Source organism: Pseudomonas sp. L13 (genome assembly GCF_009935965.1).
Taxonomy (GTDB): Bacteria; Pseudomonadota; Gammaproteobacteria; order Pseudomonadales; family Pseudomonadaceae; genus Aquipseudomonas; species Aquipseudomonas lactis.
Map to the genome: position 1 here is coordinate 48743 of NZ_QODJ01000014.1, position 25242 is coordinate 73984.

The following is a 25242-nucleotide window of genomic DNA, read 5'->3' on the forward strand; positions in this document are numbered from 1 at the left end:
GCTACTGCAAGTGTAGCTGCTCAGTTGTTCTCGCCGCGTTCGCGGGCAATGGCACGGTAGCCAATGTCGGTGCGGTAGAAGCAGCCTTTCCAGTCGATTTTCGCCGCCAGTTTGTACGCCTGTTGTTGCGCGGCATCGACACTGGCACCCATTGCGGTGGCGCACAATACGCGGCCACCGGCGGTTACAACTTTGCCGTCCTTGAGCGCGGTGCCCGCATGGAACACCTTGCCTTCCAGCGCAGCGGCAGCGTCGAGGCCTTCGATCGCATCGCCCTTGGCGTAGTCGGCAGGGTAGCCACCGGCCGCCAGCACGATGCCAACGCTCGGGCGTGGGTCCCATTGCGCTTCGACCTTGTCCAGGGCCTGGGCGAGGGCGGCTTCCACCAGCAGCACCAGGCTCGATTGCAGGCGCAGCATCACCGGTTGGGTTTCCGGATCGCCAAAACGGCAGTTGAACTCGATGACTTTGGGGTTACCGGCTTTGTCGATCATCAGGCCGGCGTAGAGGAAGCCGGTGTACACGTTGCCTTCATCGGCCATGCCACGCACGGTTGGCCAGATCACCAGGTCCATGACGCGCTGGTGGACGTCGGCGGTCACCACCGGCGCCGGGGAGTAGGCCCCCATGCCGCCGGTGTTCGGGCCGCTGTCGCCGTTGCCGACGCGCTTGTGGTCCTGGCTGGTGGCCATCGGCAATACGTTCTTGCCGTCGACCATCACGATAAAGCTGGCTTCTTCGCCGTCGAGGAATTCCTCGATGACTACGCGCGAACCGGCGTCACCAAAGGCATTGCCGGCGAGCATGTCGCGCACGGCGTCTTCGGCTTCCTGCAGGGTCATGGCGACGATCACGCCTTTGCCCGCAGCCAGGCCATCGGCCTTGATCACGATCGGTGCGCCTTTTTCACGCAGGTAAGCCAGGGCCGGCTCGATCTCGGTGAAGTTCTGGTAATCGGCCGTCGGGATCTTGTGGCGAGCCAGGAAGTCCTTGGTGAAGGCTTTCGAACCTTCCAACTGGGCGGCGCCAGCGGTAGGGCCGAAGCAATCCAGGCCACGGCTGCGGAACAGATCAACAACACCTGCTACCAGTGGCACTTCCGGGCCGACGATGGTCAGGGAAACATTCTTCTCGGCAAAATCTGCCAACTGCTCCAGGGCCAGCACGTCGATGGCGACGTTTTCGCACTTGGCTTCGATGGCGGTGCCGGCGTTGCCGGGGGCCACGAAGACTTTCTGCACGCGTGGGTCCTGGGCTACTTTCCAGGCCAGGGCGTGTTCACGGCCACCGCTGCCAATGATGAGGACGTTCAAGTCAGACTCCTTCGGAGGAAGTTACAAGCTGCAAGCTGCAAGTTAGACGCGATCTTCAGCGCTCCGAAGTGCAGCATCCAGCTATGAATTAGAGAGGCTGCAAGCAAAAGTAAAAGCAACACCGTCCTGCTCTTACTTGTCGCTTGTAGCTTGAAACTTGCTGCTCCACGTTAGTGGCGGAAGTGGCGCATGCCGGTGAAGACCATCGCAATGCCCGCTTCATCAGCGGCGGCGATGACTTCTGCATCACGCATCGAGCCGCCCGGTTGGATCACGGCCGTCACGCCGGCTTTCGCAGCGTTGTCCAGGCCGTCACGGAACGGGAAGAACGCATCGGAAGCCATCACCGACCCCACCACCTGCAAACCGGCGTGTTCTGCCTTGATCGCGGCGATACGTGCCGAGTTCACACGGCTCATCTGGCCAGCGCCGACACCGATGGTCTGGCGGTTCTTGGCGTAGACGATGGCGTTGGACTTGACGTACTTGGCCACTTTCCAGGCGAAGATCAGGTCGTTGATCTCTTGCTCGGTCGGCGCGCGCTTGGTCACGACTTTCAAGTCATCGCTGCCGATCATGCCGATGTCGCGGCTCTGTACCAGCAGGCCGCCATTGACGCGCTTGTAGTCCCAGGCGGCGGCGCGGTCAGCCGACCACTCGCCACAGGCCAGCAGGCGCACGTTGGCTTTGGCGGCGACGATGGCGCGGGCTTCTTCGCTGACGCTTGGGGCGATGATCACTTCGACGAACTGGCGCTCGACGATGGCCTTGGCGGTCTCGGCATCCAGCTCGCGGTTGAAGGCAATGATGCCGCCGAATGCGGATTCGGTGTCGGTGGCGTAGGCCAGTTCGTACGCCTGGCGGATACCGCCTTCAGCGTCCGGGCTGACGGCCACGCCGCACGGGTTGGCGTGCTTGACGATCACGCAGGCCGGCTTGACGAAGCTCTTTACGCATTCCAGCGCGGCGTCAGTGTCGGCCACGTTGTTGTAGGAGAGTTCTTTGCCTTGCAGTTGAGTGGCGGTGGCGATGCCCACTTCGGCCGGCTTGGCTTCCACGTAGAACGCCGCGCTCTGGTGCGGGTTCTCGCCGTAGCGCATTTCCTGGGCCTTGATGAACTGGCTGTTGAAGGTGCGCGGGAACTGGCTGCGGCCTTCGGTGCTCAAGGTTTGCGCAGCCTGGTTCACGGTGCCCATGTAGTTGGCGATCATGCCGTCGTAGGCGGCGGTGTGTTCGAACGCCTTGAGCATCAGGTCGAAGCGCTGGGCGTAGGTCAGGCCACCGGCCTTGAGGTTTTCCAGGACGCTGGCGTAGTCGCTGGCATTGACCACGATGGCCACGTCTTTATGGTTCTTGGCCGCCGAGCGCACCATGGTCGGGCCGCCGATATCGATGTTTTCGATGGCGGTCGGCAGGTCGCAACCTGGCTTGTTGATGGTGGCTTCGAACGGGTAGAGGTTAACGGCCACCAGGTCGATCGGCTTGATACCGTGCTCGGTCATGATGGCGTCGTCGATGCCGCGACGGCCGAGGATACCGCCGTGGATTTTCGGGTGCAGGGTCTTGACGCGACCGTCCATCATTTCTGCGAAACCGGTGTAGTCCGCGACTTCCACTGCGGCCACGCCGTTGTCCTGCAGCAGTTTGAAGGTCCCGCCCGTGGAGAGGATTTCCACACCCAGGGCTTCCAGCTCCCGGGCAAATTCGAGGATCCCGGTCTTGTCGGAAACACTGATCAAGGCACGGCGGATCGGCAGGCGGGTGGTCTGGTCGGTCATCTCAATTTCCATCAAAAGCAAAGGAAGTCAGCAAAAAAGGCGACCGGTTTTACGCGGGCGCCTTTCTGGTTTGATTGAATGCTTACAGCAAATCGTACTGCTTGAGCTTTTTGCGCAAGGTGCCACGGTTGAGGCCCAGCAGCTCACTGGCTTTGGTCTGGTTGCCCTTGACGTAGTTCATCACGCTTTCGAGCAAGGGCGCCTCGACTTCGGAGAGCACCAGGTTGTACACATCCGTGACGGAAGCGCCCTCAAGGTGGGCGAAATAATTGTGCAGCGCCTTCTCGACACTCCCGCGAAGGGTCTGGCCTTCTTCGCTCGGCGTGTTGAGGTGCTGTTTCAAATTGACGTTGTCGCTCACGGGTGTTGTTCCACTCACTAAAGTCTCGGTCATCATCGTCATGCGGCCACCCCTTCTCCATCCCCTGTTCCCAGGCTCTTGTCGCGTCCGGCGAAGAACTCACGAACGGTGGCGACCTGTGCCTGCGTTTCATCCAAACGATTGAACTGAGCGCGGAATTCCTTGGCGCCCGGCAAGGTGGCGAGATACCAGCCGACATGCTTGCGAGCAATGCGTACTCCCATCACGTCTCCATAGAAGGCGTGCAGGGCGGCCAGATGCTCTAGCAGAATACGTTCCACCTCGACCAACTCTGGTGCCGGCAAGACTTCACCGGTACGCAGGAAATGCTCGATTTCACGAAAAATCCACGGCCGCCCCTGGGCGGCCCGGCCAATCAACAAGCCATCGGCACCGGTCGCGTGCAGCACGCGCCGGGCTTTCTCGGCACTGTCGATGTCGCCATTGGCAAAGACGGGCATCGACACGGCCTGCTTGATCGCGGCAATGGTGTCGTACTCGGCTTCACCGGTGTAAAGGTCGGCGCGGGTGCGGCCATGCACCGCCAGCGCTGTAATACCTGCCTGTTCAGCGATCTTCGCCACCGTCAGGCCATTCTTGTTGTCCCGGTCCCAACCGGTACGAATCTTCAGGGTCACCGGCACATCCACTGCGCCGACAACGGCCTGCAGGATCTCGGCAACCAACTGCTCATCTTTCAACAGCGCGGAACCGGCGGCCTTGTTGCAGACCTTCTTGGCCGGGCAGCCCATGTTGATATCGATGATCTGTGCACCCAGCTCCACATTGGCCCGGGCTGCATCCGCCAGCATCTGCGCATCGCCACCGGCGATCTGCACCGAGCGTGGCTCGGGATCGCCTTCATGGATCATGCGCATCCGCGACTTGCGGGTGTTCCACAAACTCATGTCGCTGGTAACCATTTCAGAGACTACTAGACCCGCGCCCAAACGCTTGCACAGCTGACGAAAGGGCTGGTCGGTGACACCCGCCATCGGGGCGAGGATCAAGCCGTTTTGCAATGTGTATGGGCCGATGCGTACCGCCGACATAGGACTTCCCTGTTGTGGGGCCGGATCATTAGAGTTCGAAAAAGGGTTGGCATGATACCCGCTCTCGATGACTGGTTAAAGGCTGAATTGGATAAAATCTGAACAGTTACTTTTTTATCGCCATCGGTTTGGTCGACGGCGGCCAAGTCAATAATCCGCCGTCAAACCTCGGTGGGCACGCCGTTTCACTCGGGCGAATGGAAGCTCAGGCTGTAATTCACGGCTTTGTTGCCGGGGTCGAGGATGTCCAGGGAGATGTGGATCGGCGTCTGCGAGGGCATTTCGCTCACGCCGGCCAACTCGCCGCTCAGGTATTCGGCGGGCTTGAAGCGACGACTGGCAATCAGGCTGCCGTTCAAATCCGCAAAGCGCAGCTCCAGCAGCGGGAAGGGCTGGGAGAAGGTCGCGCGGTTATAGAGGATGGCATCCACCACCAGCGCCCCGGCGAACTCGGGATGGCTGCGCACCACCAGGTTGCTGCTCTTGATATGGGCAATGTCGACCCGCGATGGCACCGTACACCCCAGTTTCGGGCACAGCGCCTGGAACCACGGGCGGTAGGCATCCTGGCGGGCCAGGTCGTCGAATTGGTAGGCGACGTACTGGCCGGCCAGGCCTGCGGCGGCGAGTACCACCAGCAGTATCCAGACCAGCCGGCGGCCCCAGCCTGACGGACGCTTCTGCGCATACAGGTGCAGGGGGTCGTCTTCCAGGTCCTGGAGCAGTTCGTCATGTACGCCGGCCTCCGTTCGTGCGCGCTTGCGTCGCGCGAACGCGCGGTCTTCGGGTTCCGGCTCGTCGAGAGTGGGCGTCAGCGGCGGGTCGAGGTCGTCATCCACGGCGGTGGTGTGCAGAGCCGGTTCGTCATCGAGGTCGTCGGTGTGGGCCGACATGGACGGTTCGGTGCGCTGTTTGGACGCAGGAGCCTTGGCCGGCTCGGGCTCTTCTTCAGGTGCCTGGGCGCGCTCTTCGGGTGGCTCACTGAACAGGCTGGCCGCCCATTTTTCTTCCTCGGCCTTGACCGTATCGCGACTGGCGCTGAAGGACTCTTCCTTTTGCCGACGGTCGGCACCTGGCTGGCGACGTTCTGCGCCCACGGCCTGGGTGTGCTGGATCTCGCGACGTTCCAGCCTGGCCAGTTCCTTGTCCAGGTTGTCCAGGTCCAGCTCTTCGGCCGTCCACTGTTTCTGGCTGATGGCCCGCGGTGGTTGGGGAGGCGTTTCGCCAGTCGGTTCGACGGCCGGCTCAGCGGTGGTCGGCACTTCAGGTTCCGGCGCAGACGCCTGGGCCCGTTGCTCCAGCAACTGGCGAGCGGCGTTGAACACTTGCAGGCACGAGCCGCAACGCACCACGCCGCGGGCCACGCTCAATTGAGCGTGGTTGACGCGAAAGCGCGATTGGCAATGTGGGCACTGGGTGACAAAACTGTCGGTCATGCGGCCATCCGATTCAGGCAAGCGCTCATTCTAGCGCCGACGACCGCTGATGCGTACCCAGCCATCACGGTTGGCGATCGGGTCCAGCTCGAAGTCCTTGGCGTAGGCCGCAGCCACGTCTTCACCTTGCTCGGCGAGGATGCCCGACAGCGCCAGGCGCCCGCCCGGCTTGACCAGACTCGACAGTTGCGGCGCCAACGACACCAGTGGCCCGGCGAGGATATTGGCCACCAGTACATCGGCCTGAACCTGGGGCAGGTCTTCAGGCAGGTAGAGTGGGAATTTGCCTTCGGCAATGTTGTTGCGCCCGGCGTTATCGCGGGAGGCTTCCAGGGCCTGCACGTCGATATCGGTGCCCACGGCCTCCTTGGCGCCCAGCAGCAGGGCGGCGATTGCCAAAATCCCCGAGCCGCAGCCGAAGTCCAGGACGTTGCTGTCGGTCAGGTCTTGGCCGTCCAGCCATTCCAGGCACAGGGCGGTGGTGGGATGGGTGCCGGTGCCGAACGCCAGGCCCGGGTCCAGCAGCAGGTTCACCGCGTCTGGCTCGGGAGCGGCGTGCCAACTTGGCACGATCCACAGGCGCTGGCCGAAGCGCATGGGCTGGAAGTTATCCATCCAGCTGCGTTCCCAGTCCTGGTCTTCGATGACTTCGCTGTGATGCTCGGGCAGCGGGCCGCCGGTGAGCAGTTCCATATGGGCCAGCACGGCGGCGGCGTCGGTGCCGTCCTCGAACAGGGCCAGCAAGTGGGTGTGGGACCACAGCGGCGTGGTGTTGAGTTCCGGCTCGAAAATCGGCTGATCTTCGGCGTCCATGAAGGTCACCGATACGGCGCCCACTTCGAGGAACGCGTCTTCGTAGGTTTCGGCTTGTTCTGGGCTGATGGCGAGACGGACTTGCAGCCAAGGCATGGCGGGCACCTTTGAAAAAAATGAATGTGCGGCGAGCAGGCCGCGAAAGCGCGCAAGTTTACGCGAGCAGCGGGCAGAAGACGACACCACTGACTGCACCCGGTCCAAATGTGGGGCTTGTGTGGGAGCCGGGCTTGCCCGCGATGCAGGCACCCAGGTTTTTCTGCCGGACCGAGGCGATGCCATCGCAGGCAAGCCAGCTCCCACACAAGCCAGCTCCCACAGGGTTTGGTGGTGTTTTCTGGGGCCCACAAACAACAAAACCGCCCGAAGGCGGTTTTGTTGGGTGGAGCACTTACTGGTTGGCCAGCTTGTGTTCCAGGTAGTGAATGTTCACACCACCTTCGCAGAAGCCTTCATCACGAACCAGGTCCCGATGCAGCGGGATGTTGGTCTTGATGCCGTCTACCACGATTTCGTCCAGGGCGTTGCGCATACGGGCCATGGCCTCGTCGCGAGTGGCGCCCCAGGTGATCAGCTTGCCGATCAGTGAGTCGTAGTTGGACGGAACCTTGTAGCCGCTGTACAGGTGCGAATCCACGCGTACGCCGTTGCCGCCTGGCGCGTGGAAATGCTTGACCAGGCCAGGGCTTGGAATAAAGGTTTTCGGGTCTTCGGCGTTGATGCGGCACTCCAGGGAGTGGCCGTGCATCTTCACGTCGTCCTGGGTGAAGGACAACACGTTACCGGCGGCGATGCTCAGCATCTCCTTGACGATATCGATACCGGTGACCATCTCCGATACCGGGTGCTCTACCTGCACGCGAGTGTTCATCTCGATGAAGTAGAAGCGGCCGTTCTCGTAGAGGAACTCGAAAGTACCGGCGCCACGGTAGTTGATGTCGATGCACGCCTTGACGCAACGCGCCAGGACTTCCTGGCGGGCTTTCTCGTCCAGGCCCGGTGCCGGGGCTTCTTCCAATACCTTCTGGTGACGACGTTGCAGCGAGCAATCGCGGTCGCCCAGGTGGATGGCATGGCCCTGGCCGTCGGACAGTACCTGGACTTCCACGTGACGTGGGTTGGTCAGGTACTTCTCCAGGTAGACCATCGGGTTGCCGAACCAGGCGCCCGCTTCGGAGCGGGTCTGCTTGGCGGCTTCGATCAGCTCTTCTTCCTTGTGCACCACACGCATGCCGCGACCACCACCGCCACCGGCGGCCTTGATGATCACCGGGTAGCCGACTTCGCGACCAATGCGCAGAGCGGTTTCCTCGTCTTCAGGCAGTGGGCCGTCGGAGCCTGGAACGGTTGGCACGCCGGCCGCGATCATGGCGTCCTTGGCCGAGACCTTGTCGCCCATCAGGCGAATGGTTTCGGCTTTGGGGCCGATGAAGGCAAACCCGGATTTTTCCACCTGTTCGGCAAAATCGGCGTTTTCCGCGAGGAAGCCGTAGCCTGGGTGGATGCCATCAGCGCCGGTCACTTCTGCCGCAGCGATGATGTTCGAGACTTTCAGGTACGAGTTCGTGGCCAGTGGCGGGCCGATGCAAATGCTTTCGTCCGCCAGTTTCACGTGCATCAATTCGGTATCGGCCGTCGAGTAAACAGCGACGGTCTTGATGCCCTCTTCCTTACAGGCGCGCAGGATACGCAGCGCGATCTCGCCGCGGTTGGCGATCAGGACTTTTTGCAGTTTCTTCGCAGGTTTCAACATCGAAGGCGCTCCGCGGTTCAAACGATGGTGAACAGCGGCTGGTCGTACTCAACCGGCTGACCGTTTTCTACCAGGATGGATTCAATGACGCCGGCTTTTTCCGCGGTGATGTGGTTCATCATTTTCATCGCTTCAACGATGCAGATGGTGTCGCCCACTTTCACGGTCTTGCCCACTTCAACAAAGGCTGGCGAGGTCGGTGCCGGGGTGCGGTAGAACGTACCGACCATTGGCGACTTGACCACGAAGCCGTTCAGCGCAGGAGCGGCTGGGGCGGCAGGTGCAGCGGCGGCGGCAGGCGCGGCAGCCGGAGCGGCAGCGGCTGGAGCCGGCGCTTGCATCTGTGGCGCGTAGAACTGTTGGGCCGGGGTCTTGCTGTGACGGCTGATCCGTACGGACTCTTCGCCTTCCTTGATTTCCAGCTCGTCGATACCGGATTCTTCCAGCAGTTCGATCAGTTTCTTAACTTTACGGATATCCATGAATCATCAACTCCCAAGGGTCGGTCAGGGGCGTTTAGCCTGTTCTTCAATGTGTTCCAGGGCGGCCTCCAGGGCCAGTCGGTAACCGCTGGCGCCAAGGCCGCAGATCACTCCTACCGCTACGTCGGAGAAGTAAGAGTGATGGCGGAAAGCTTCGCGTTTGTGCACGTTCGATAAATGCACTTCGATGAATGGGATGCTCACCGCCAGCAACGCGTCACGTAATGCAACGCTTGTGTGCGTAAAAGCGGCGGGATTGATCAGAATAAAGTCCACGCCTTCACCGCGCGCGGCATGGATGCGATCAATCAATTCATACTCGGCATTGCTTTGCAGGTAGAGCAAATGGTGGCCGGCTTCACGGGCCCTTTTTTCCAGGTCGAGGTTGATCTGGTCGAGGGTTACTGCCCCGTAGACGCCCGGTTCACGGGTGCCGAGCAGGTTCAGGTTGGGTCCGTGAAGAACCAGTAAGGTCGCCATTGGCTGTTCCTTGTTATTGGTGTGGGTGCGTCAGAACCCGGCGACTATGCCGCAAAGCCTTTGTGACTGTCCAGTTCTATGCAGTAGTCGGCACGATTAGCGAGGATTGCGCAAAATTTGTGACCAAGAGCCTGCATTCGGTCAGGGTGGGAGCTGGCTTGCCTGCGATGACTGTGTGTCAGTGACGGGTGAGTTGGCTGACCCACCGCTATCGCAGGCAAGCCAGCTCCCACGTTAGATCGGGTTAGACGCGGAAGGCTTGTACGGCGGTAGTCAGCTGGCCGCCCAGCACCAGCAGGTGCTCGCCTTGGCTACGGCCTCGGCCAATGCGCAGCAGATTGTCTTCACCCAGTTGATGAATCCGTTCGCTGTTGTCGCGTATCTCGCTCACGGCGCCACTCTGCTGCGCGGTCACATCGGCAATACGTACGGCAGTGTCGGAGATGGTCTGGATCGCGCCGACGATCTCATCCAGCGCGCCATCCGCCGCCTGGGCTTGCTGGGCGGTGGCTTCGGCGTGTTCGACCTGGGCGCGCATGCCTTCTACCGACTGGTGCGCGGCGGTTTGCAGGCCGGCGATCAGGCCCTGGATTTCGGCGGTGGCACCGGCGGTACGCTGAGCCAGGGAGCGAACCTCGTCGGCCACCACGGCGAAACCACGCCCGGCTTCACCGGCGCGGGCGGCTTCGATGGCGGCGTTGAGCGCCAGCAGGTTGGTCTGGTCGGCAATCGAGCGAATCACCGTAAGCACGCCGCCGATGGTGGCGGACTCTTCGGCAAGCTTCTCGATCATCTGCGCATTTTGCTGCACTTCACCCACCAAGGCATGCAACCCGGTGAGGCTCAGGCCGATCACGCGCTGGCCTTGCTCCACGGCCTGGCCCGCACTCCGGCTGGCTCCGGCCGCCTGGCTGGCATCCCCGGCAACTTGCTGGATGGTGGCTTCCAGCTCGCCCAGGGAATCACGGATTTGCGCGGTGTCGCCGGCCTGGCGTTCGGCGCCGTCGTGCAGGCCGCTGCTCAGTTCGGCCAGGGCGCGGCTGCTGCCCGCCACTTCTTCGGCATTGCCACGGATGGTGCCGACCAAGTCCACCAGGTAGGCGCGCAGGCGATTGAGGGAGGCCTCGATATCGTGCAGCTCGCGGTTGGTCTTGCCCAGGGCGATCGCTTGGCTGAAGTCGCCTTCGGCCCAGGTCGACAAGGCCGGCGCCAGGTTGGTCAACACGCGCGCCAGGCGCCGTTGCAGGGTGTCGATCAGCAATGCGATCAGCAGGATCAGGCCAATCATCACACCCTGCATCACGCGTACTTCACCCTGAATCTTCGCATGTTGCGCGCGCACCACCGGTTCGAGGCCGGCGATGGCCTGTTGCACGTTGGTGATTTTCAGGTGGGAGCTGGCGGCGAGGTCGGCGCGTTGCTGGATCTGCTCGCGGGTGCGCTGCAGCTCGGCGGGGTAGCGGGTCAACAGACTGTTGAGCTCGCGCTTGAGGTCAACGCCGGTGTCCTGGGCTTCGTTTTTTTCGGTGTTTTCCAGTCCCATCAGCGCGGAAAAATCATCGGTGTTGGATTCAGCGCTGGCCTTTATTCCCAATAGGGGCAGTTGCGCGAGCACGTCGGCCTGGGTTCGCAGGTTGGTTACTTCACGCTCGACATCCGCAGCCAACTCGGCGCGCCCGCTGCTCACCAGCTTGTCGCGGGCCAGGGACAGTTTGCCCAGGTGCTGTGAGGCGGCGAGCAATGGCGGCATATAGCGCGCAGCCTCCGCAGAATTGACGCCGCTGGCGTACTGGCTCAGTTGATCCAGGTTCGCGCCCAGTTCACGTTCGGCTTGCAGCAACAGCGCTTGCGGGTCGCCAGCCAATTTACCCGCGGCCAACAGGTCGGTCTTGCTGAAGGTCTCCAAGTCCATGAGGCTGGGGCGCAGGCTTTGCGCCAATTCGGGCGGCAGTTCCGCTAGCTGCAGTTGCAGGCTTTCCAGGCTCTGGGTGGCACTGCTCAGGCGTAGCGCGTCGCCGCTGGCCAAGTAATCCTCGATGTTACGGGCAGCCTGGTTTTGAAAGACCTGGGACAAACCCAGGTAGCGCTCCATCAACAAGTACGGACGCTCCAGCGCCCGTTGCGACCACCACAGCGTCGCCCCGAGCGCCAGGCACACGGCCACCAGCAGAAGGGTATTGAGATTGGTCAGCAGCTTCAGGCGCATGCGGGGTTTCAACCGACGGCAAGAGATAAGCGCCTGAATTTATTGCGTTTGTATTACAGCGTTATGACCGAATCGGTGGATTCTGGTGAAAGGATGGCACTTTGCTTTGATGTGCGAGCGGCTTGCACGCGGTTGCGTCCGGCGTCCTTGGCGCGGTACAGCGCTTCGTCAGCCTGAGCAGCCATCATCAGACTGTCGGAATCGTCGCACAGCTCCACCAGGCCGGCGCTGAAGGTGCACCACAAATCCTGCGGTTGGGCGGGGTAGTGGATTTCTGCAAAGCGGCGGCGAATGTCGTCCAGCACCTTGCAGGCCGATTCCAGGTCGGTGTCGGGCATCACGATGGCGAATTCTTCACCGCCGTAGCGGCCGATGTAATCGGTCTTGCGCAAACGCTGCTTGAGAAACAATGCCAGGCTCTTGATCACCCGATCGCCCATGGGGTGGCCGTGGCTGTCATTGACGCGTTTGAAGTGGTCGATATCGAGCATGGCAAAGCTAAGAGGCTTGTTCTCGCGGCGGGCGCGGAAGCTGCAATCTTCGAGCAGTTGCAGGATATGCGTGTGGTTGTACAGCCCGGTCAGGCTGTCGCGCACCATCCGTGCCTTCAAGTTGCGCGCACGCGAGGCACGGTTGCGCACAGTGGTGATCAGGTGACGCGGCTTGATCGGTTTGGTGAGGAAATCGTCACCGCCCTCGCTCATCGCATCCAGCTGTTTATCCAGGTCGTCTTCAGCCGACAGGTAGATGATGGGCACGCTGACGTAGCGGTCGTTGTGGCGAATCACCTTGGCCAGTTCGGTGCCAGTACAGGCAGGCATGTACATGTCGAGGATGATCAGGTCGGGCTGAAAATCCGCCAGCTCGGCCATGGCCTGGATCGGTTCGATCAAGGTGCGGGTGACAATGCCGGCACTGTTGAGCAGGCGTTCGGTGTGCAGCGCCTGGGCCCGCGAGTCGTCGATGATCAGCACTTTGTACGGTTCGTACTGGGCCGCGCAGGTCAGCACTTCGATCTTTTCCAGCAGGCTTGAAGCTTCCAGGGTGCCGGTCAGGAACTCTTCGCCACCGGCGCGTACGGCGGCCAGGCGCGTCGGGGTGTCGGTTTCGTGCAGGCTGAAAAACAACAGCGGCAGCTTGTGCTCCAGGCCCTCTTGGGCTTCTGCGGCGAGCTTCAGGCCCAGGCCCGTCCCGCAGAAGTCCACGTCCATCACGATCGCCGACGGCAAACGCTCGGCCATGGCCGCGCGAAAGGCGGCGACGTTGTCCAGAGCGTGGGCGCTCATGCCAAAGAATTCGAGCTGCTTGGCCAGGCGCTCGGCGCGGTCATGGTCGGCGAGCATCACGTAGATCGGCTTGCGCATCGGCGGCAGGAAGGTTTGCTCAAGCTGATCGCCCTGGCGCAGGCCGGTGCGGGACAGGCGTTGCATCAGACGGTTGAGCTCGGTGATCAGTTGGCTGCTCAGGCGGCCACGGTTTTCGTCCACGGCTTGCAGGGATTGACTGATATGCCGTGCCAGTTGCGTGTGTTCGGGCTGTTCGAAGCGTTCGGCGAAGCGCTGCAGGCGCAGGTTGGCTTCGCTGAGTTCGGAAAAGTCGGCGTTCGACCACTCGCTGCGCTGCAGGCGCTGCCAGATCTCAAGAATTTGACGTGCCTGATGAATTACCCGCTGGGCAAAGTGCTGCTTGAGACGCTCGCGGCTGGGGTCTTCTGACTCGGTCATATCCTGACTACTGTGAGGGTGCATGCTGAGGTCGACTGATGGCGCTATGCTAGCACCTCTTTTCTGATAGATGAGTGTCATACGTCAATTAAGTCTGCATGCCGAAGATTCAGTTCTTGACCGGCTGGTCGCCCAGCATGAAAGGTGTGCATCCTTTATAGTCCAAGCGCTCAGGTGTGCCACTTTCGTGTAAAAGCCCCGCATTGACGGGCACGATGGGGTAGGGTTGTGGTCGGAGTGTCTGAACGCACCCGGACAATTGACGTGCATGAACTCAAGTGATTGAAAGGATATCGCCATGCTGGACTGGAAAAACCGTGAAGGCAGTGCCAAAGGCCCCGCCCCTGAGCCCAAGTCGGCCAACCGCAGCTATTTTCGCAACTTGCTGATGAGCCGGGCTTTGCTCAGCATCATCGGCCTGTACCTGCTGGTCACCGGTGGCCTGGGTTGGTACTGGAGCCAGGAGCCGGCGCTGTTTCCGGTGCAGCAAAATGCCCAGCTTGCCGCCGAGAAAGAAGGCAAGCAGATGGTCGTGGGCTACACCACCGTCGAAACCCTCAAGACCGTGGTCGGCACCTTGCTGAACAAACCGGGCGGTTATATTTCCAACGACCGTTTCCCGCCGGGCTTGTGGATGGACAACATGCCGAGCTGGGAATACGGCGTGCTAGTGCAGGTGCGTGACCTCACTCGTGCCCTGCGCAAAGACTTCGCTCGCTCCCAGTCGCAGTCGGCTGAAGACGCTGACTTGGCCAAGGCCGAGCCGCGCTTTAACTTCGATAACAAGAGCTGGGTGCTGCCTTCCAGTGAGTCGGAGTACCAGGAAGGCATCAATTCCCTGAGCCGCTACGAAGCGCGCCTGTCTGACCCGAACCAGCGCGGCGCGCTGTTTTATGCGCGTGCCGACAACCTCAACAACTGGCTGGGCGATGTGGCGACCCGTTTGGGTTCGCTGTCCCAGCGCCTGTCGGCCAGTGTGGGCCGGGTCAAGTTGAACACCGCGCTGAAAACCGAGGCGCTGGCGCCGGGTGAAGTGCCCCAGGTCGATGAAGAAGTGGTGGAAACCCCATGGATGCAGATCGACAACGTGTTCTACGAAGCGCGCGGCCAGGCGTGGGCGCTGTCCCATCTGTTGCGTGCCATCGAAGTCGACTTTGCCGACGTACTGGCCAAGAAAAACGCCACCGTCAGCGTGCGCCAGATCATTCGTGAGCTGGAGGCCTCGCAGGAACCGGTATGGAGTCCTATGATTCTTAACGGCAGTGGCTTCGGTGTACTGGCGAACCATTCGCTGGTGATGGCTAACTATATTTCCCGGGCAAACGCTGCAGTGATCGACTTGCGTCAGCTCCTCAACCAGGGTTGATGATGGACGCTACTCAAAAGGAGGCCGCACACCGAGCGGCTTCCGATGCTGAACTGATCTGCTGGGTCGACGAGCAGGACCACCTGCTCGGCCACCTGGTCAGGTCTGACCTGCGCCAGCGCGGCTTGATCGGCCGTTGCACGTTTATCTTCCTGTTCAATTCCAAAGGCGAGCTGTGTGTGCATCGGCGCACGCTGAGTAAAGCTCTGTATCCAGGGTTCTGGGATACGGCGGCGGGTGGGATGGTGGCGGCGGGGGAAAGCTATTCCCTGTCGGCACAGCGGGAATTGGCCGAAGAGCTGGGCGTGAGTGGAGTGGAGTTGGTCGAGCACGATCATTTTTACTTTGAAGATGGCGACAGCCGCCTGTGGTGTACTTCTTACTCTGCCGTATGGGACGGACCGCTGTGTTTGCAGCCTGAAGAGGTCATGGAGGCGCGTTTTCTACCCATTGAAACGGTGCTTGCAGAGGCCGAGCAAAAGCCTTATTGCCCGGACGCCCAAGAGGGCTTGCGGCGCTATCTCGCCTCACGTCGCTAAAGTTGTATAAATTGGCGCCATTTGGCTCTTAGCAACTTTGCTTTTTGCCGTTACACTGCGCGCCTTTTCACCCGAACCGCTATTGTTTCACCCTGTAGGAGCGAGCTTGCTCGCGAAAAACGCCAAGACACCGCGTGCTGCCTGAATGGCCGCGTTATCGTTGACGATCTTCGCGAGCAAGCTCGCTCCTACAGTGGTGGTGACCTTGACGGTTCGGTAGCGCTGCCCCTGCCTGAGTGGGGCTTCGCGGTCGGTCACCGCCTTGTGCGGCGCCGATCAGTCTTCATCCTCCCAAGAGGATTGCCGGTGGCCAAAAAAGCCGCATCCTTCGCCGCCCTTGGTGGCCTGGTATTTTCCACCGACGCAGGTCGACACTGCCCGGACTGTCGTCAGCCCGTGGATTCGTGCACCTGCAAACAGACCCTGATCCCTGAAGGCGACGGTATTGCCCGCGTGCGTCGCGAGAGCAAAGGCCGTGGCGGCAAGACGGTGACCACCGTCACCGGCGTGCCCTTGGCTGAAGAGGCCCTGAAGGAACTGGCCACCTCGCTGAAAAAGCGCTGTGGCACCGGTGGCGCGTTGAAAGACGGGGTCATCGAGATCCAGGGCGATCACGTCGAGTTGCTGTTGGCCGAGCTGATCAAGCTCGGGTACAAGGCCAAGAAGTCCGGCGGCTGAAAGCCTCTTCCCAACCTGTGGCTAAACTCTGTCCTGCCAGTGGGGTCTACTTCCCTTGCAGGCAAATCGTCATTTTCATTCTTTAGACTGCGCCAGCCTCGAACGAGAGGTGGCGCCTTCGCCTTCATTTATAGGGGACTTCGATGTCCGTACGACGCACACGCAAAGACGATGGCAGCCAATGGACAGTTGCGGACAGCCGCAGTGTTTACGGGATTCGCCATTGGGGGGCCGGGTATTTCGCGATCAATGAAGCCGGTCGCGTAGAAGTTCGTCCGAACGGCCCGAACAGCACGCCCGTCGACCTGTACGAGCAAGTCGATGAATTGCGCAAAAGCGGCCTGTCGTTGCCGCTGCTGGTGCGCTTCCCCGATATCCTGCAAGACCGCGTGCGCCAATTGACCGGTGCCTTCGATGCCAACATCGAGCGCCTGGAATACCAGAGCAAGTACACCGCGCTGTACCCGATCAAGGTGAACCAGCAGGAAGCGGTGATCGAGAACATCATTGCCACCCAGAACGTCTCCATCGGCCTGGAAGCCGGCTCCAAGCCGGAGCTGCTGGCCGTGCTGGCCCTGGCGCCGAAGGGCGGCACCATCGTCTGCAACGGTTACAAAGACCGTGAGTTCATCCGCCTGGCGCTGATGGGCCAGAAGCTCGGCCACAACGTGTTCATCGTGATCGAGAAAGAGTCCGAGGTGGGGCTGGTGATCGAAGAGGCGGCGAGCCTCAAGGTCAAGCCGCAGGTGGGCCTGCGTGTGCGCCTGTCGTCCCTGGCATCGAGCAAGTGGGCCGACACCGGTGGCGAGAAATCCAAATTCGGTCTGTCGGCGGCGCAGCTGCTGTCGGTGGTCGAGCGCTTCCGCGCAGCCGGCCTGGACCAAGGCATCCGTCTGCTGCACTTCCATATGGGCTCGCAGATCGCCAACCTGGCTGACTACCAGCACGGGTTCAAGGAAGCCATTCGTTACTACGGCGAACTGCGCAACCTCGGCCTGCCGGTGGACCACATCGACGTCGGCGGTGGCCTGGGCGTGGACTACGACGGTACCCACTCGCGCAACGCCAGTTCGATCAACTACGACATGGACGACTACGCCGGCGTGGTGGTGGGTATGCTCAAGGAGTTCTGCGATGCGCAGAGCCTGCCGCACCCGAACATCTTCTCCGAAAGCGGCCGTTCCCTGACCGCTCACCACGCCATGCTGGTGGTGCAGGTGACGGACGTCGAGAAGCACAACGACGAAATCCCGACTATCGAAAACAAGGAAAGCCTGCCGGAAACCGTGCAATGGCTGGTGGACCTGCTGGGCCCGACCGACATCGAGATGGTCACCGAAACCTATTGGCGCGCCACCCACTACATGAGCGACGTGGCCACCCAGTACGCCGACGGCAAGCTGACCCTGGCGGAAAAAGCCCTGGCCGAACAGTGCTACTTCGCGGTGTGCCGTCGCCTGCACAACTCGTTGAAAGCCCGCCAGCGCTCGCACCGCCAGGTGCTGGACGAACTCAACGACAAGCTGGCCGACAAGTACATCTGCAACTTCTCGGTATTCCAGAGCCTGCCGGACACCTGGGCCATCGGCCAGGTCCTGCCTATTCTGCCGCTGCACCGCCTCGACGAAGAGCCGCTGCGCCGCGCCGTGCTGCAAGACCTGACCTGCGACTCCGACGGCAAGATCAAGCAATACGTCGACGAGCAGAGCATCGAGACCAGCCTGCCGGTTCACGGTTTGAACGAAGGCGAGGACTACCTGCTGGGGATCTTCCTGGTCGGCGCGTATCAGGAAATCCTGGGCGACATGCACAACCTGTTCGGTGATACCGACTCGGTGAACATCTACCAGCGTGAAGACGGCTCGGTGTACAGCGCCGGGATCGAGACCCACGACACCATCGAAGACATGCTGCGCTACGTGCACTTGTCGCCGGAGGAGTTGATGACGCATTACCGGGACAAGTGTGCGAGCGCGAAGATCTCTGCTTCGGAGCGCACCCAGTTCCTGGATGCGTTGCGCCTGGGCCTGACCCGTTCTTCGTACCTGTCCTCGTAATAAAAATGTGGGAGCGGGCTTGCCCGCGATGGCGGAGTGTCAGGCAACAGTTAAGGGACTGACACACCGCCATCGCAGGCAAGCCAGCTCCCACATTGGGTCTGCGTTCCTTCAGCTTGCTCCCAGCCACAGCCCTTGCCGATTCAGGCGCCAGGCTATCGCCCACAGCGTCAGGCTGCGCACCGCCATGAACAGCAGGAAGGTGATCCACAACCCGTGGTTGCCCAGCCCCTGCAAGGCCCAGGCAATCGGCAGTACCAGCAGCACCGTCAGCAACATCCCATTGCGCATCTCCCGCGCGCGCGTTGCGCCGATAAACAAGCCATCAAGTAGATAACTCCACACTGCAATCAACGGCAATACCGCGAGGTAAGGCAGGTAGATGTCGGCGGTTTCGCGCACGCTGGGAATATCGGTCTGCATGGCGATAAACAGATGGCCGCCGAAGGTGAACAGCAGGGCGAAACCCACGCTGGCGATCAGTGACCAACCGCAGGCCACCACCAATGAGCGACGCAACGCCTGTCGGTCACGGGCGCCGATGGCGTGGCCGCAGAGGGCTTCGACCGCGTGGGCCAAGCCATCCAATGCATGAGCTGTCAGTAACAGGCCGTTAAGTAGCAGCGCATTGGCTGCCACGGTGGCATCGCCCAACCGTGCGCCTTGCACCGTGATCATGAAAAACACCGACTGCAGTGCCAGGCTGCGGATGAAGATGTCGCGGTTGACCGCCAGCAACGGGCGCCAGCTTTGCCACCGTTTCAAGGCGGCCCAAGCGATATGCCCGGGGTAGGCACGCAGGGCTTTTTGCGTGAGCGCCAGGCCGAGCAGGGCGCCGGTCCACTCGGCGATTACCGAGGCGCGGGCGGAGCCGACCACACCCCAGTCCAGTCCGAGGACGAACCATAGGTTAAGCGCGATGTTGACCAGGTTGGTGGTCAGCAAAATCGTCAATGGCGCTCGGGCGTTCTGGGTGCCGAGGAACCAGCCGACCAGTGCATAGCTGGCGAGGGCGGCGGGCAGGCCGAACAGGCGGGTGTGGAAAAACTCGCGGGTCAGTTGGTTCAGTTCGGGCGAGGGCTGCATCCACTCCAGGGCCAGGTGGCTCAATGGAATGCCCACGGTGCCCAGCAGCATCGCCAGGCCCAGCGCCAGCAACAAGCCTTGCAACAGGATCTGCCGCAACGCCGCCCCATCGTTGCGCCCAGCGGCTTGGGCGGCGAAGCCGGTGGAGCCCATGCGCAGGAAGCCCATGGCCCAGGCGAGAAAGGTATACAGGCTGGCACCGACAGCCACGGCGCCCAGTTGGTGGGCGTGGGGCAGGTGGCCGATGACCATGCTGTCCACCAGGGCCACCAACGGCACCGAGATATTCGACAGGATCATCGGCGCGGCCAGGGCCCAGACGCGGCGGTGGGTAGGGCGGTGGCGCCAGTCGGTCAATAAGGTGGACATGCAGTCTCCTTCGGGGGAGCGGCATTGTACCCGGCCAATGTGGGAGCTGGCTTGCCGGCGATGGGCATAGGTATCTACACAACTTTGGTGCGACGCTAAACCTGTGGCGAGGGAGCTTGCTCCCGTGACGGCCCGGCAGCCGGCGCTGATCTAACTGACGCGCCGAGATCTAAATGTGGGAGCTGGCTTGCCTGCGAAGGCGGCCTGGCAGTCAACACAGTTGGACCGGGTACATATCCGTTATTTAGGTAACGGCTACTTAGGGTTCCGCCCTGACGGCGGCTCACTTTGCAAAAGCGGCAAAGTAAGCAAAGCGCTCTTGCCCCACCACTCGGCACCTCGCTAGGGCTCGGTGTGCCCGTAATTCGCCAGTGATTTGGGGGGCCGCCGCCACGCGCCATCCATGGCGCGGGGCGGCTAAACCGGCATCCCTGCCGGTTTACCCCCCAAATCCCTGTCGAATTCCGGCCAGCGTGGTTTGACGGGGCGCTTGAGATCAAAAGCAGATCAAGATCAAGAGCGGCTCGCTTCGCATCGTAGTTACCGTCGGCTGCTACAGGCTACAAAGTTGTGTAGATAGGCAAGCCAGCTCCCACATGTTGATCTTGATCGCCAACCAATGGTTGTGGGATTTGGCTCGGCTTCATGCCTACCTAGAACCAACCGCCCCTCCGTCGGTCAATGTGACCAGCGCCACAGCGGCTTGGTCGGCGCTGATATATAGTTCACCCCTCGGTTCCCTCTGACTATGAGTGCCCCATGCTTAACAAAGGACTGTTCCTGGCCTGCGCGCTGGCCCTGCTGAGCGCTTGCGATTCTTCCGATAAACCCGCTGCACCGCCTGCGCCCACCGTGGCGGCAGCGCCGAAGCCGGTGAAAGCCGCGGTAGATGTGGCGGCGCTCAAGCAGCGTTATGCCGGGCGCGAGCTGAGCGTGGTGGACGTGTCCGAGGTGCAGTTGGACGGGGCCAGCACCTTGTCGGTGAGCTTTTCCATCCCCCTGGACCCCGATCAGAAATTCGCCGATAAATTGCACTTGGTAGACAGCACGTCCGGCAAGGTCGATGGCGCCTGGGAACTGTCCGATAACCTGATGGAGCTGCGCCTGCGTCACCTTGAGCCGCAGCGCAAGCTGGTGCTGACCGTGGACGCCGGGGTGAAGGCGGTCAACGGCAATACCCTCGCTGCCGAATACAGCGCCCGCCTGGAAACCCGCGACCTGCAAGCCACCGTCGGCTTCGCCAGCCGTGGCACGTTGTTGCCGACGCGCCTGGCCGAGGGCCTGCCGGTGATCGCGTTGAATGTCGACAAGATCGACGTCGAATTCTTCCGGATCAAGCCCGAATCCCTGCCGTCATTCCTGGCGCAATGGGGGCGCAATACCAGCCTGCAAAGCTATGAGTCCCGCGAACTGCTGCCGATGGCCGAGTTGGTCTACGGCGGGCGTTTCGACCTGAACCCGGCGCGCAATACTCGCGAAACCCTGTTGCTGCCGATTGCCGGCCTCAAACAACTGCAGCAACCCGGCGTGTACCTGGCGGTGATGCGTGCTTCAGGCACCTACAACTATTCGCAACCGGCCACCCTGTTCACCTTGAGCGATATCGGCCTGTCGGTGCACCGCTATGCCAATCGCCTGGATGTGTTTACCCAGGCGTTGGAAGGCGGCAAGGCGCTCAACGGCGTCGAACTGGAAATCCTCGATGCCGAAGGCCGCGTGCTCGGCCAGGGCAAGACCGAGGACGGTGGCCACGCCGAGTTGCCGCTGCCGAAAAAAGCCCAGGTGTTACTGGCCAAGCAGGGCGAGCAAACCAGCCTGCTGCGCCTGGACAGCGCCGCGCTGGACCTGGCGGAGTTCGATATCGGCGGGCAACCGTCCCACCCGTTGCAATTCTTTGTGTTCGGCCCGCGTGATTTGTATCGCCCTGGCGAAACCGTGCTGCTCAACGCGCTGTTGCGCGACAAGGATGGCAAGGCGGTGAAGCCTCAGCCGGTGAGCGTCGAAGTACGGCGCCCGGATGAACAGGTGAGCCGCAAGTTCGTGTGGGAGGCCGACGCGTCTGGCCTGTATCAATACCCGTTGCAGCTGGCTGGCGAAGCGCCGACCGGGCGTTGGCAGTTGGTGTTCGACCTCGGTGACGGCAAGCCGCAACTGTATGAATTTCTCGTCGAAGACTTCCTGCCCGAGCGCCTGGCGCTGGAACTCAAAGGCAGTGACACGGCGCTGAGCCCGGCGGATAACCCGGTCATCCAGGTCAACGGCCGTTACCTCTACGGCGCGCCCGCATCCGGTAACCGCGTCAGTGGCCAGGTGTATGTGCGCCCGCTACGTGAGGCGGTCAAATCTCTGCCGGGCTATCAGTTCGGTTCCGTCACCGAAGAAGAGTTGAGCCAGGATTTCGAACTGGACGAAAGCGTACTCGACGCCAACGGCGAGCAAGCGCTGACCCTGGAAAGCAAGTGGGCCGAGGCCAAATCCCCACTGCAACTGATCGTGCAAGCCAGCCTGCAGGAGTCCGGGGGGCGGCCGATCACTCGGCGCCTGGTGCAGCCGATCTGGCCGGCCGAGCAATTGCCGGGCCTGCGTGGCCTGTTTGACGGCAAGGAAACCAACGGCGATGGCCCGGTGGAGTTCGAAGTGCTGGTGACCAACCAGGAAGGTCAGAAGCTGGCCGCGCAAGACCTCAAGGTGCGCCTGGTGCGTGAGCGCCGCGACTATTACTGGAATTACTCGGAGAGCGACGGTTGGAGCTACCACTTCAACGAGAAATTTCTCAACCTCGATGAGCAGAGCCTGAACATCAAGGCGGGCGACACCGCCAAGGTCAGCTTCCAGGTGGAGTGGGGCCCTTACCGCGTGGAGGTCGAAGACCCGCACACCGGGCTGGTCAGCAGCTTGCGCTTCTGGGCCGGCTATCAGGCCCAGGACAACACCGAAGGCGGCGCCGTGCGCCCAGACCAGGTCAAGCTGGCGTTGGACAAACCCGCCTATGGCGATGGCGACACTGCCAACGTTACCGTCACGCCACCGGCGGCCGGTAAAGGTTACCTGTTGGTGGAGTCTGCCGAAGGGCCGCTGTGGTGGCAGGAAATCGACGTGCCGGCCGAAGGCGAAAGCTTTGCGGTGAAGCTCGACCCGAAATGGTCGCGCCACGATCTGTATGTGAGCGCCCTGGTCATTCGCCCCGGCGAGCGCAAAGCCAATATCACGCCTAAACGCGCCGTAGGCTTGCTGCACCTGCCGCTGGATCGCACCCAGCGCAAACTCGGCCTGACCCTTACCGCGCCAGAAAAAATGCGCCCCAAACAACCGCTGACGGTGAAGATCGCCGCCAAGAACGCCGATGGCAGCGTGCCCCAACAGGTGCACGTACTGCTCGCGGCGGTGGACGTGGGCATCCTCAATATCACCGAATACCCAACGCCCGACCCGTACGCCAGCTTGTTTGGCCGCAAAGCCTATGGGGTCGACCAGTTCGACATCTATGGGCAACTGATCGAAGCCGGCCAGGGCCGTTTGGCCAGCCTGGCATTTGGTGGCGACGCGGCGTTGGCCAAAGGCGGCAAGCGCCCGGACACCAGCGTAACCATCGTCGCCCTGCAAAGCGCGCCGGTGACCTTGAACGAGAAAGGCGAGGGCGAAGTCAGCGTCAATATCCCCGACTTCAACGGCGAACTGCGCCTGATGGCCCAAGCCTGGAGCGAGGATCGCTACGGCATGGCCGAAGGCAAGACCGTGATCGCTGCCCCGCTGATCGCCGAGTTGTCGGCACCGCGCTTTCTGGCAGGAGGCGACCAGACCACCTTGGCCCTGGACCTCTCCAACCTGTCGGGCAAGGCTCAGAAGCTCGACGTGCAATTGACCGCGCAAGGTCAGTTGCAGTTGGTCAACAGCGGCGCGCAGTCGGTTGAACTCAAGCAAGGCCAGCGCACCACGTTGCGTATTCCGGTACAAGCCTGGGGCGGGCTCGGCCAGGGCAAGGTCACGGTCACCGTCAACGGCCTGGACCTGCCGGGTGAAAACCTGCCGCCGTTCAGTCGCGAATGGACCCTGGGCGTACGCCCGGCGTACCCGGCATTGCTCAAGCATTACCGCGCTGTGCTCAAGGATCAGCCGTGGAGCTTGCCGTCGGGCGCACTGGATCAATTCGACGCCTCGGGGCGTGAGGCGTTGTTGAGCCTGTCGAGCCGGCCGCCGTTGAACCTGGGCGCGCAGATCAGTGCGCTCAAGGCCTACCCCTATGGTTGCCTGGAGCAAACCGCCAGTGGCTTGTACCCCTCGCTGTACGCCGACGACGCGCTGCTCAAGCGCCTGAGCATCAAGGGCGAGCCGGATGCAGAGCGCAAGCGCAAGATCGAATTGGGCATCGAGCGCCTGCTGGGCATGCAGCGCTACAACGGCAGCTTCGGTTTGTGGGGCGCCGATGGCGAGGAAGAATATTGGCTGACCGCCTATGTCACCGACTTCCTGCTGCGCGCCCGCGACCAGGGGTTTGCCGTACCGCCTGAAGCCTTGAAGAAGGCCAGCGAGCGCCTGTTGCGGTATGTGCAGGAACGTAACCTGATCGAGGTGAGTTACAGCGACAACGCCGAACACACCCGGTTTGCCGTGCAGGCCTACGCCGGCATGGTGTTGGCGCGCAGTCAGCAGGCGCCGTTGGGCGCGTTGCGCAGCCTGTTCGAACGGCGCAGCGACGCACGCTCCGGCCTGCCGCTGGTGCAGTTGGCCATCGCCCTGCAGAAAATGGGTGACCAGCCGCGTGCGGATCAGGCGTTGTTGGCCGGGTTGACGGCGCAGCGCAATGCCAATGAGTGGCTGGCCGACTACGGCAGCCCGCTGCGCGACCAGGCGATGATCCTGGCGTTGCTGGAGGAGAACGACTTGGCCAAGGGCCAGCGCGAGGAGCGTTTGTTCACCCTGTCGGACCAATTGGCGGCCAGCCCGTACCTGTCGACCCAGGAGCGTAATTCCCTGTTCCTGGCCGGGCGCCTCGGGTTCGCCAAGCCGGAAGCGAACTGGCAGGTGTCGCTCACCGGCAGCGGCGGTGTGCGTGAGTTGAACAACCAGCAATCGACGTTGCAATTGGACGGCAAATTGTTGTCCAGCGACCTGGCCTTGAGCAATCAGGGTGAAGCGCCGGTGTACCAGCAATTGACGGTCTCGGGTTATCCACAAGTGCCGCCAGCGGCCGGTGGCAACAACCTGAGTATTCGCCGCGAATACCTGGGCATGAACGGCCAGCCTGTGAACCTGCGTAACCTCAACAGCGGTGATCTGGTGCTGGTGCATTTGGCGGTCAGCGCCAAGCAGCGCGTACCGGATGCTCTGGTGGTTGACCTGTTGCCTGCCGGCCTGGAACTGGAAAACCAGAACCTGGCCCAAAGCGCGGCGAGCCTTGAGAACGCCAGCAGCCAGGTGAAGGAGTGGCGTGAGTCGATGCAGAATGCATCGCTCAAGCATCAGGAGTTCAGGGACGATCGCTATGTGGCGGCGATGAATCTGGATGGCTATGGCACCACGCACTTGCTGTACCTGGCGCGTGCGGTGACCCCGGGAACCTATCGCGTGCCGCCGCCGCAGGTAGAGTCGATGTACCGGCCGAACTGGCAGGCGGTGGGTGAAACGCCAGTAGATATGGTGATCAAAGGCCGCTGAAAGCCACTGTAGGAGCGAGCTTGCTCGCGAAAAACGTCAACGATAACGCGTGTTTCCTGAATCAACGCGACGCCGGTGGGTATTTCGCGAGCAA

16 protein-coding genes and 1 pseudogene are annotated in these 25242 nt (G+C 61.8%); 5 read left to right on the top strand and 12 right to left on the bottom strand.

Annotated elements, in window-relative coordinates; all coding sequences use genetic code 11:
- Positions 1-20 precede the first annotated feature (20 nt).
- The 11 genes and pseudogenes from purD to DK871_RS10240 form a co-directional block, all read right to left on the bottom strand.
- Positions 21-1313 carry a phosphoribosylamine--glycine ligase gene (purD, locus tag DK871_RS10190; protein ID WP_003188167.1) on the bottom strand — a complete coding sequence of 431 codons (1293 nt, stop codon included), beginning with the start codon at positions 1311-1313 and terminating at the stop codon, positions 21-23.
- 170 nt (positions 1314-1483) lie between these two features.
- Positions 1484-3091, bottom strand: coding sequence for a bifunctional phosphoribosylaminoimidazolecarboxamide formyltransferase/IMP cyclohydrolase (gene purH / locus DK871_RS10195; protein ID WP_161904918.1), 1608 nt, complete (start codon positions 3089-3091; stop codon positions 1484-1486).
- Positions 3092-3173: 82 nt separating this feature from the next.
- Positions 3174-3494: a DNA-binding transcriptional regulator Fis gene (gene fis, locus DK871_RS10200; RefSeq protein ID WP_002555375.1), complete on the bottom strand. Its 321-nt coding sequence runs from the start codon at positions 3492-3494 to the stop codon at positions 3174-3176.
- The gene (gene dusB / locus DK871_RS10205) at positions 3491-4504 is read right to left on the bottom strand and encodes a tRNA dihydrouridine synthase DusB (protein WP_034126416.1); all 1014 of its coding nucleotides are present in this window, start codon (positions 4502-4504) and stop codon (positions 3491-3493) included. Before dusB ends, fis begins: the two co-directional genes overlap by 4 nt.
- Before the next feature lie 185 nt (positions 4505-4689).
- The gene (locus DK871_RS10210) at positions 4690-5940 is read right to left on the bottom strand and encodes a DUF3426 domain-containing protein (RefSeq protein ID WP_161904919.1); all 1251 of its coding nucleotides are present in this window, start codon (positions 5938-5940) and stop codon (positions 4690-4692) included.
- 30 nt (positions 5941-5970) lie between these two features.
- Positions 5971-6849, bottom strand: a complete 879-nt coding sequence (prmA, locus tag DK871_RS10215; RefSeq protein WP_034134793.1) for a 50S ribosomal protein L11 methyltransferase — start codon at positions 6847-6849, stop codon at positions 5971-5973.
- Between the two features lie 295 nt (positions 6850-7144).
- Positions 7145-8506: an acetyl-CoA carboxylase biotin carboxylase subunit gene (accC, locus tag DK871_RS10220; RefSeq protein ID WP_056782803.1), complete on the bottom strand. Its 1362-nt coding sequence runs from the start codon at positions 8504-8506 to the stop codon at positions 7145-7147.
- A gap of 17 nt (positions 8507-8523) precedes the next feature.
- Positions 8524-8988, bottom strand: coding sequence for an acetyl-CoA carboxylase biotin carboxyl carrier protein (accB, locus tag DK871_RS10225; protein ID WP_003188191.1), 465 nt, complete (start codon positions 8986-8988; stop codon positions 8524-8526).
- Positions 8989-9012: 24 nt separating this feature from the next.
- Entirely contained in the window at positions 9013-9468 is a 456-nt protein-coding gene (aroQ, locus tag DK871_RS10230) for a type II 3-dehydroquinate dehydratase (protein WP_003188192.1), read from the bottom strand.
- A 244-nt stretch (positions 9469-9712) separates the two neighbouring features.
- Positions 9713-10228: pseudogene (locus DK871_RS29660) on the bottom strand (methyl-accepting chemotaxis protein); the annotation flags it as partial.
- A 1499-nt stretch (positions 10229-11727) separates the two neighbouring features.
- A complete protein-coding gene (locus DK871_RS10240; RefSeq protein WP_161904921.1) occupies positions 11728-13398 on the bottom strand; it encodes a PleD family two-component system response regulator in 1671 nt (556 codons plus the stop codon).
- Between the two features lie 298 nt (positions 13399-13696).
- On the opposite strand from DK871_RS10240, the gene DK871_RS10245 reads away from it, so the two are divergent.
- The 4 genes from DK871_RS10245 (at position 13697) to speA (ending at position 18038) form a co-directional block, all read left to right on the top strand.
- Entirely contained in the window at positions 13697-14764 is a 1068-nt protein-coding gene (locus tag DK871_RS10245; RefSeq protein ID WP_003188197.1) for a DUF2333 family protein, read from the top strand.
- Positions 14765-14766: 2 nt separating this feature from the next.
- Entirely contained in the window at positions 14767-15303 is a 537-nt protein-coding gene (locus tag DK871_RS10250; RefSeq protein ID WP_161904922.1) for an NUDIX hydrolase, read from the top strand.
- 306 nt (positions 15304-15609) lie between these two features.
- Entirely contained in the window at positions 15610-15981 is a 372-nt protein-coding gene (locus DK871_RS10255; RefSeq protein WP_161904923.1) for a translation initiation factor Sui1, read from the top strand.
- A 143-nt stretch (positions 15982-16124) separates the two neighbouring features.
- Positions 16125-18038: an arginine decarboxylase gene (gene speA, locus DK871_RS10260; RefSeq protein ID WP_034126423.1), complete on the top strand. Its 1914-nt coding sequence runs from the start codon at positions 16125-16127 to the stop codon at positions 18036-18038.
- A gap of 111 nt (positions 18039-18149) precedes the next feature.
- Here speA and DK871_RS10265 read toward each other — a convergent pair whose 3' ends face one another.
- Positions 18150-19493, bottom strand: a complete 1344-nt coding sequence (locus DK871_RS10265) for an MATE family efflux transporter (protein WP_161904924.1) — start codon at positions 19491-19493, stop codon at positions 18150-18152.
- Positions 19494-20252: 759 nt separating this feature from the next.
- Here DK871_RS10265 and DK871_RS10270 point away from each other — a divergent pair.
- Positions 20253-25148, top strand: coding sequence for an alpha-2-macroglobulin (locus DK871_RS10270; RefSeq protein WP_161904925.1), 4896 nt, complete (start codon positions 20253-20255; stop codon positions 25146-25148).
- The last annotated feature ends 94 nt before the right edge of the window (positions 25149-25242 follow it).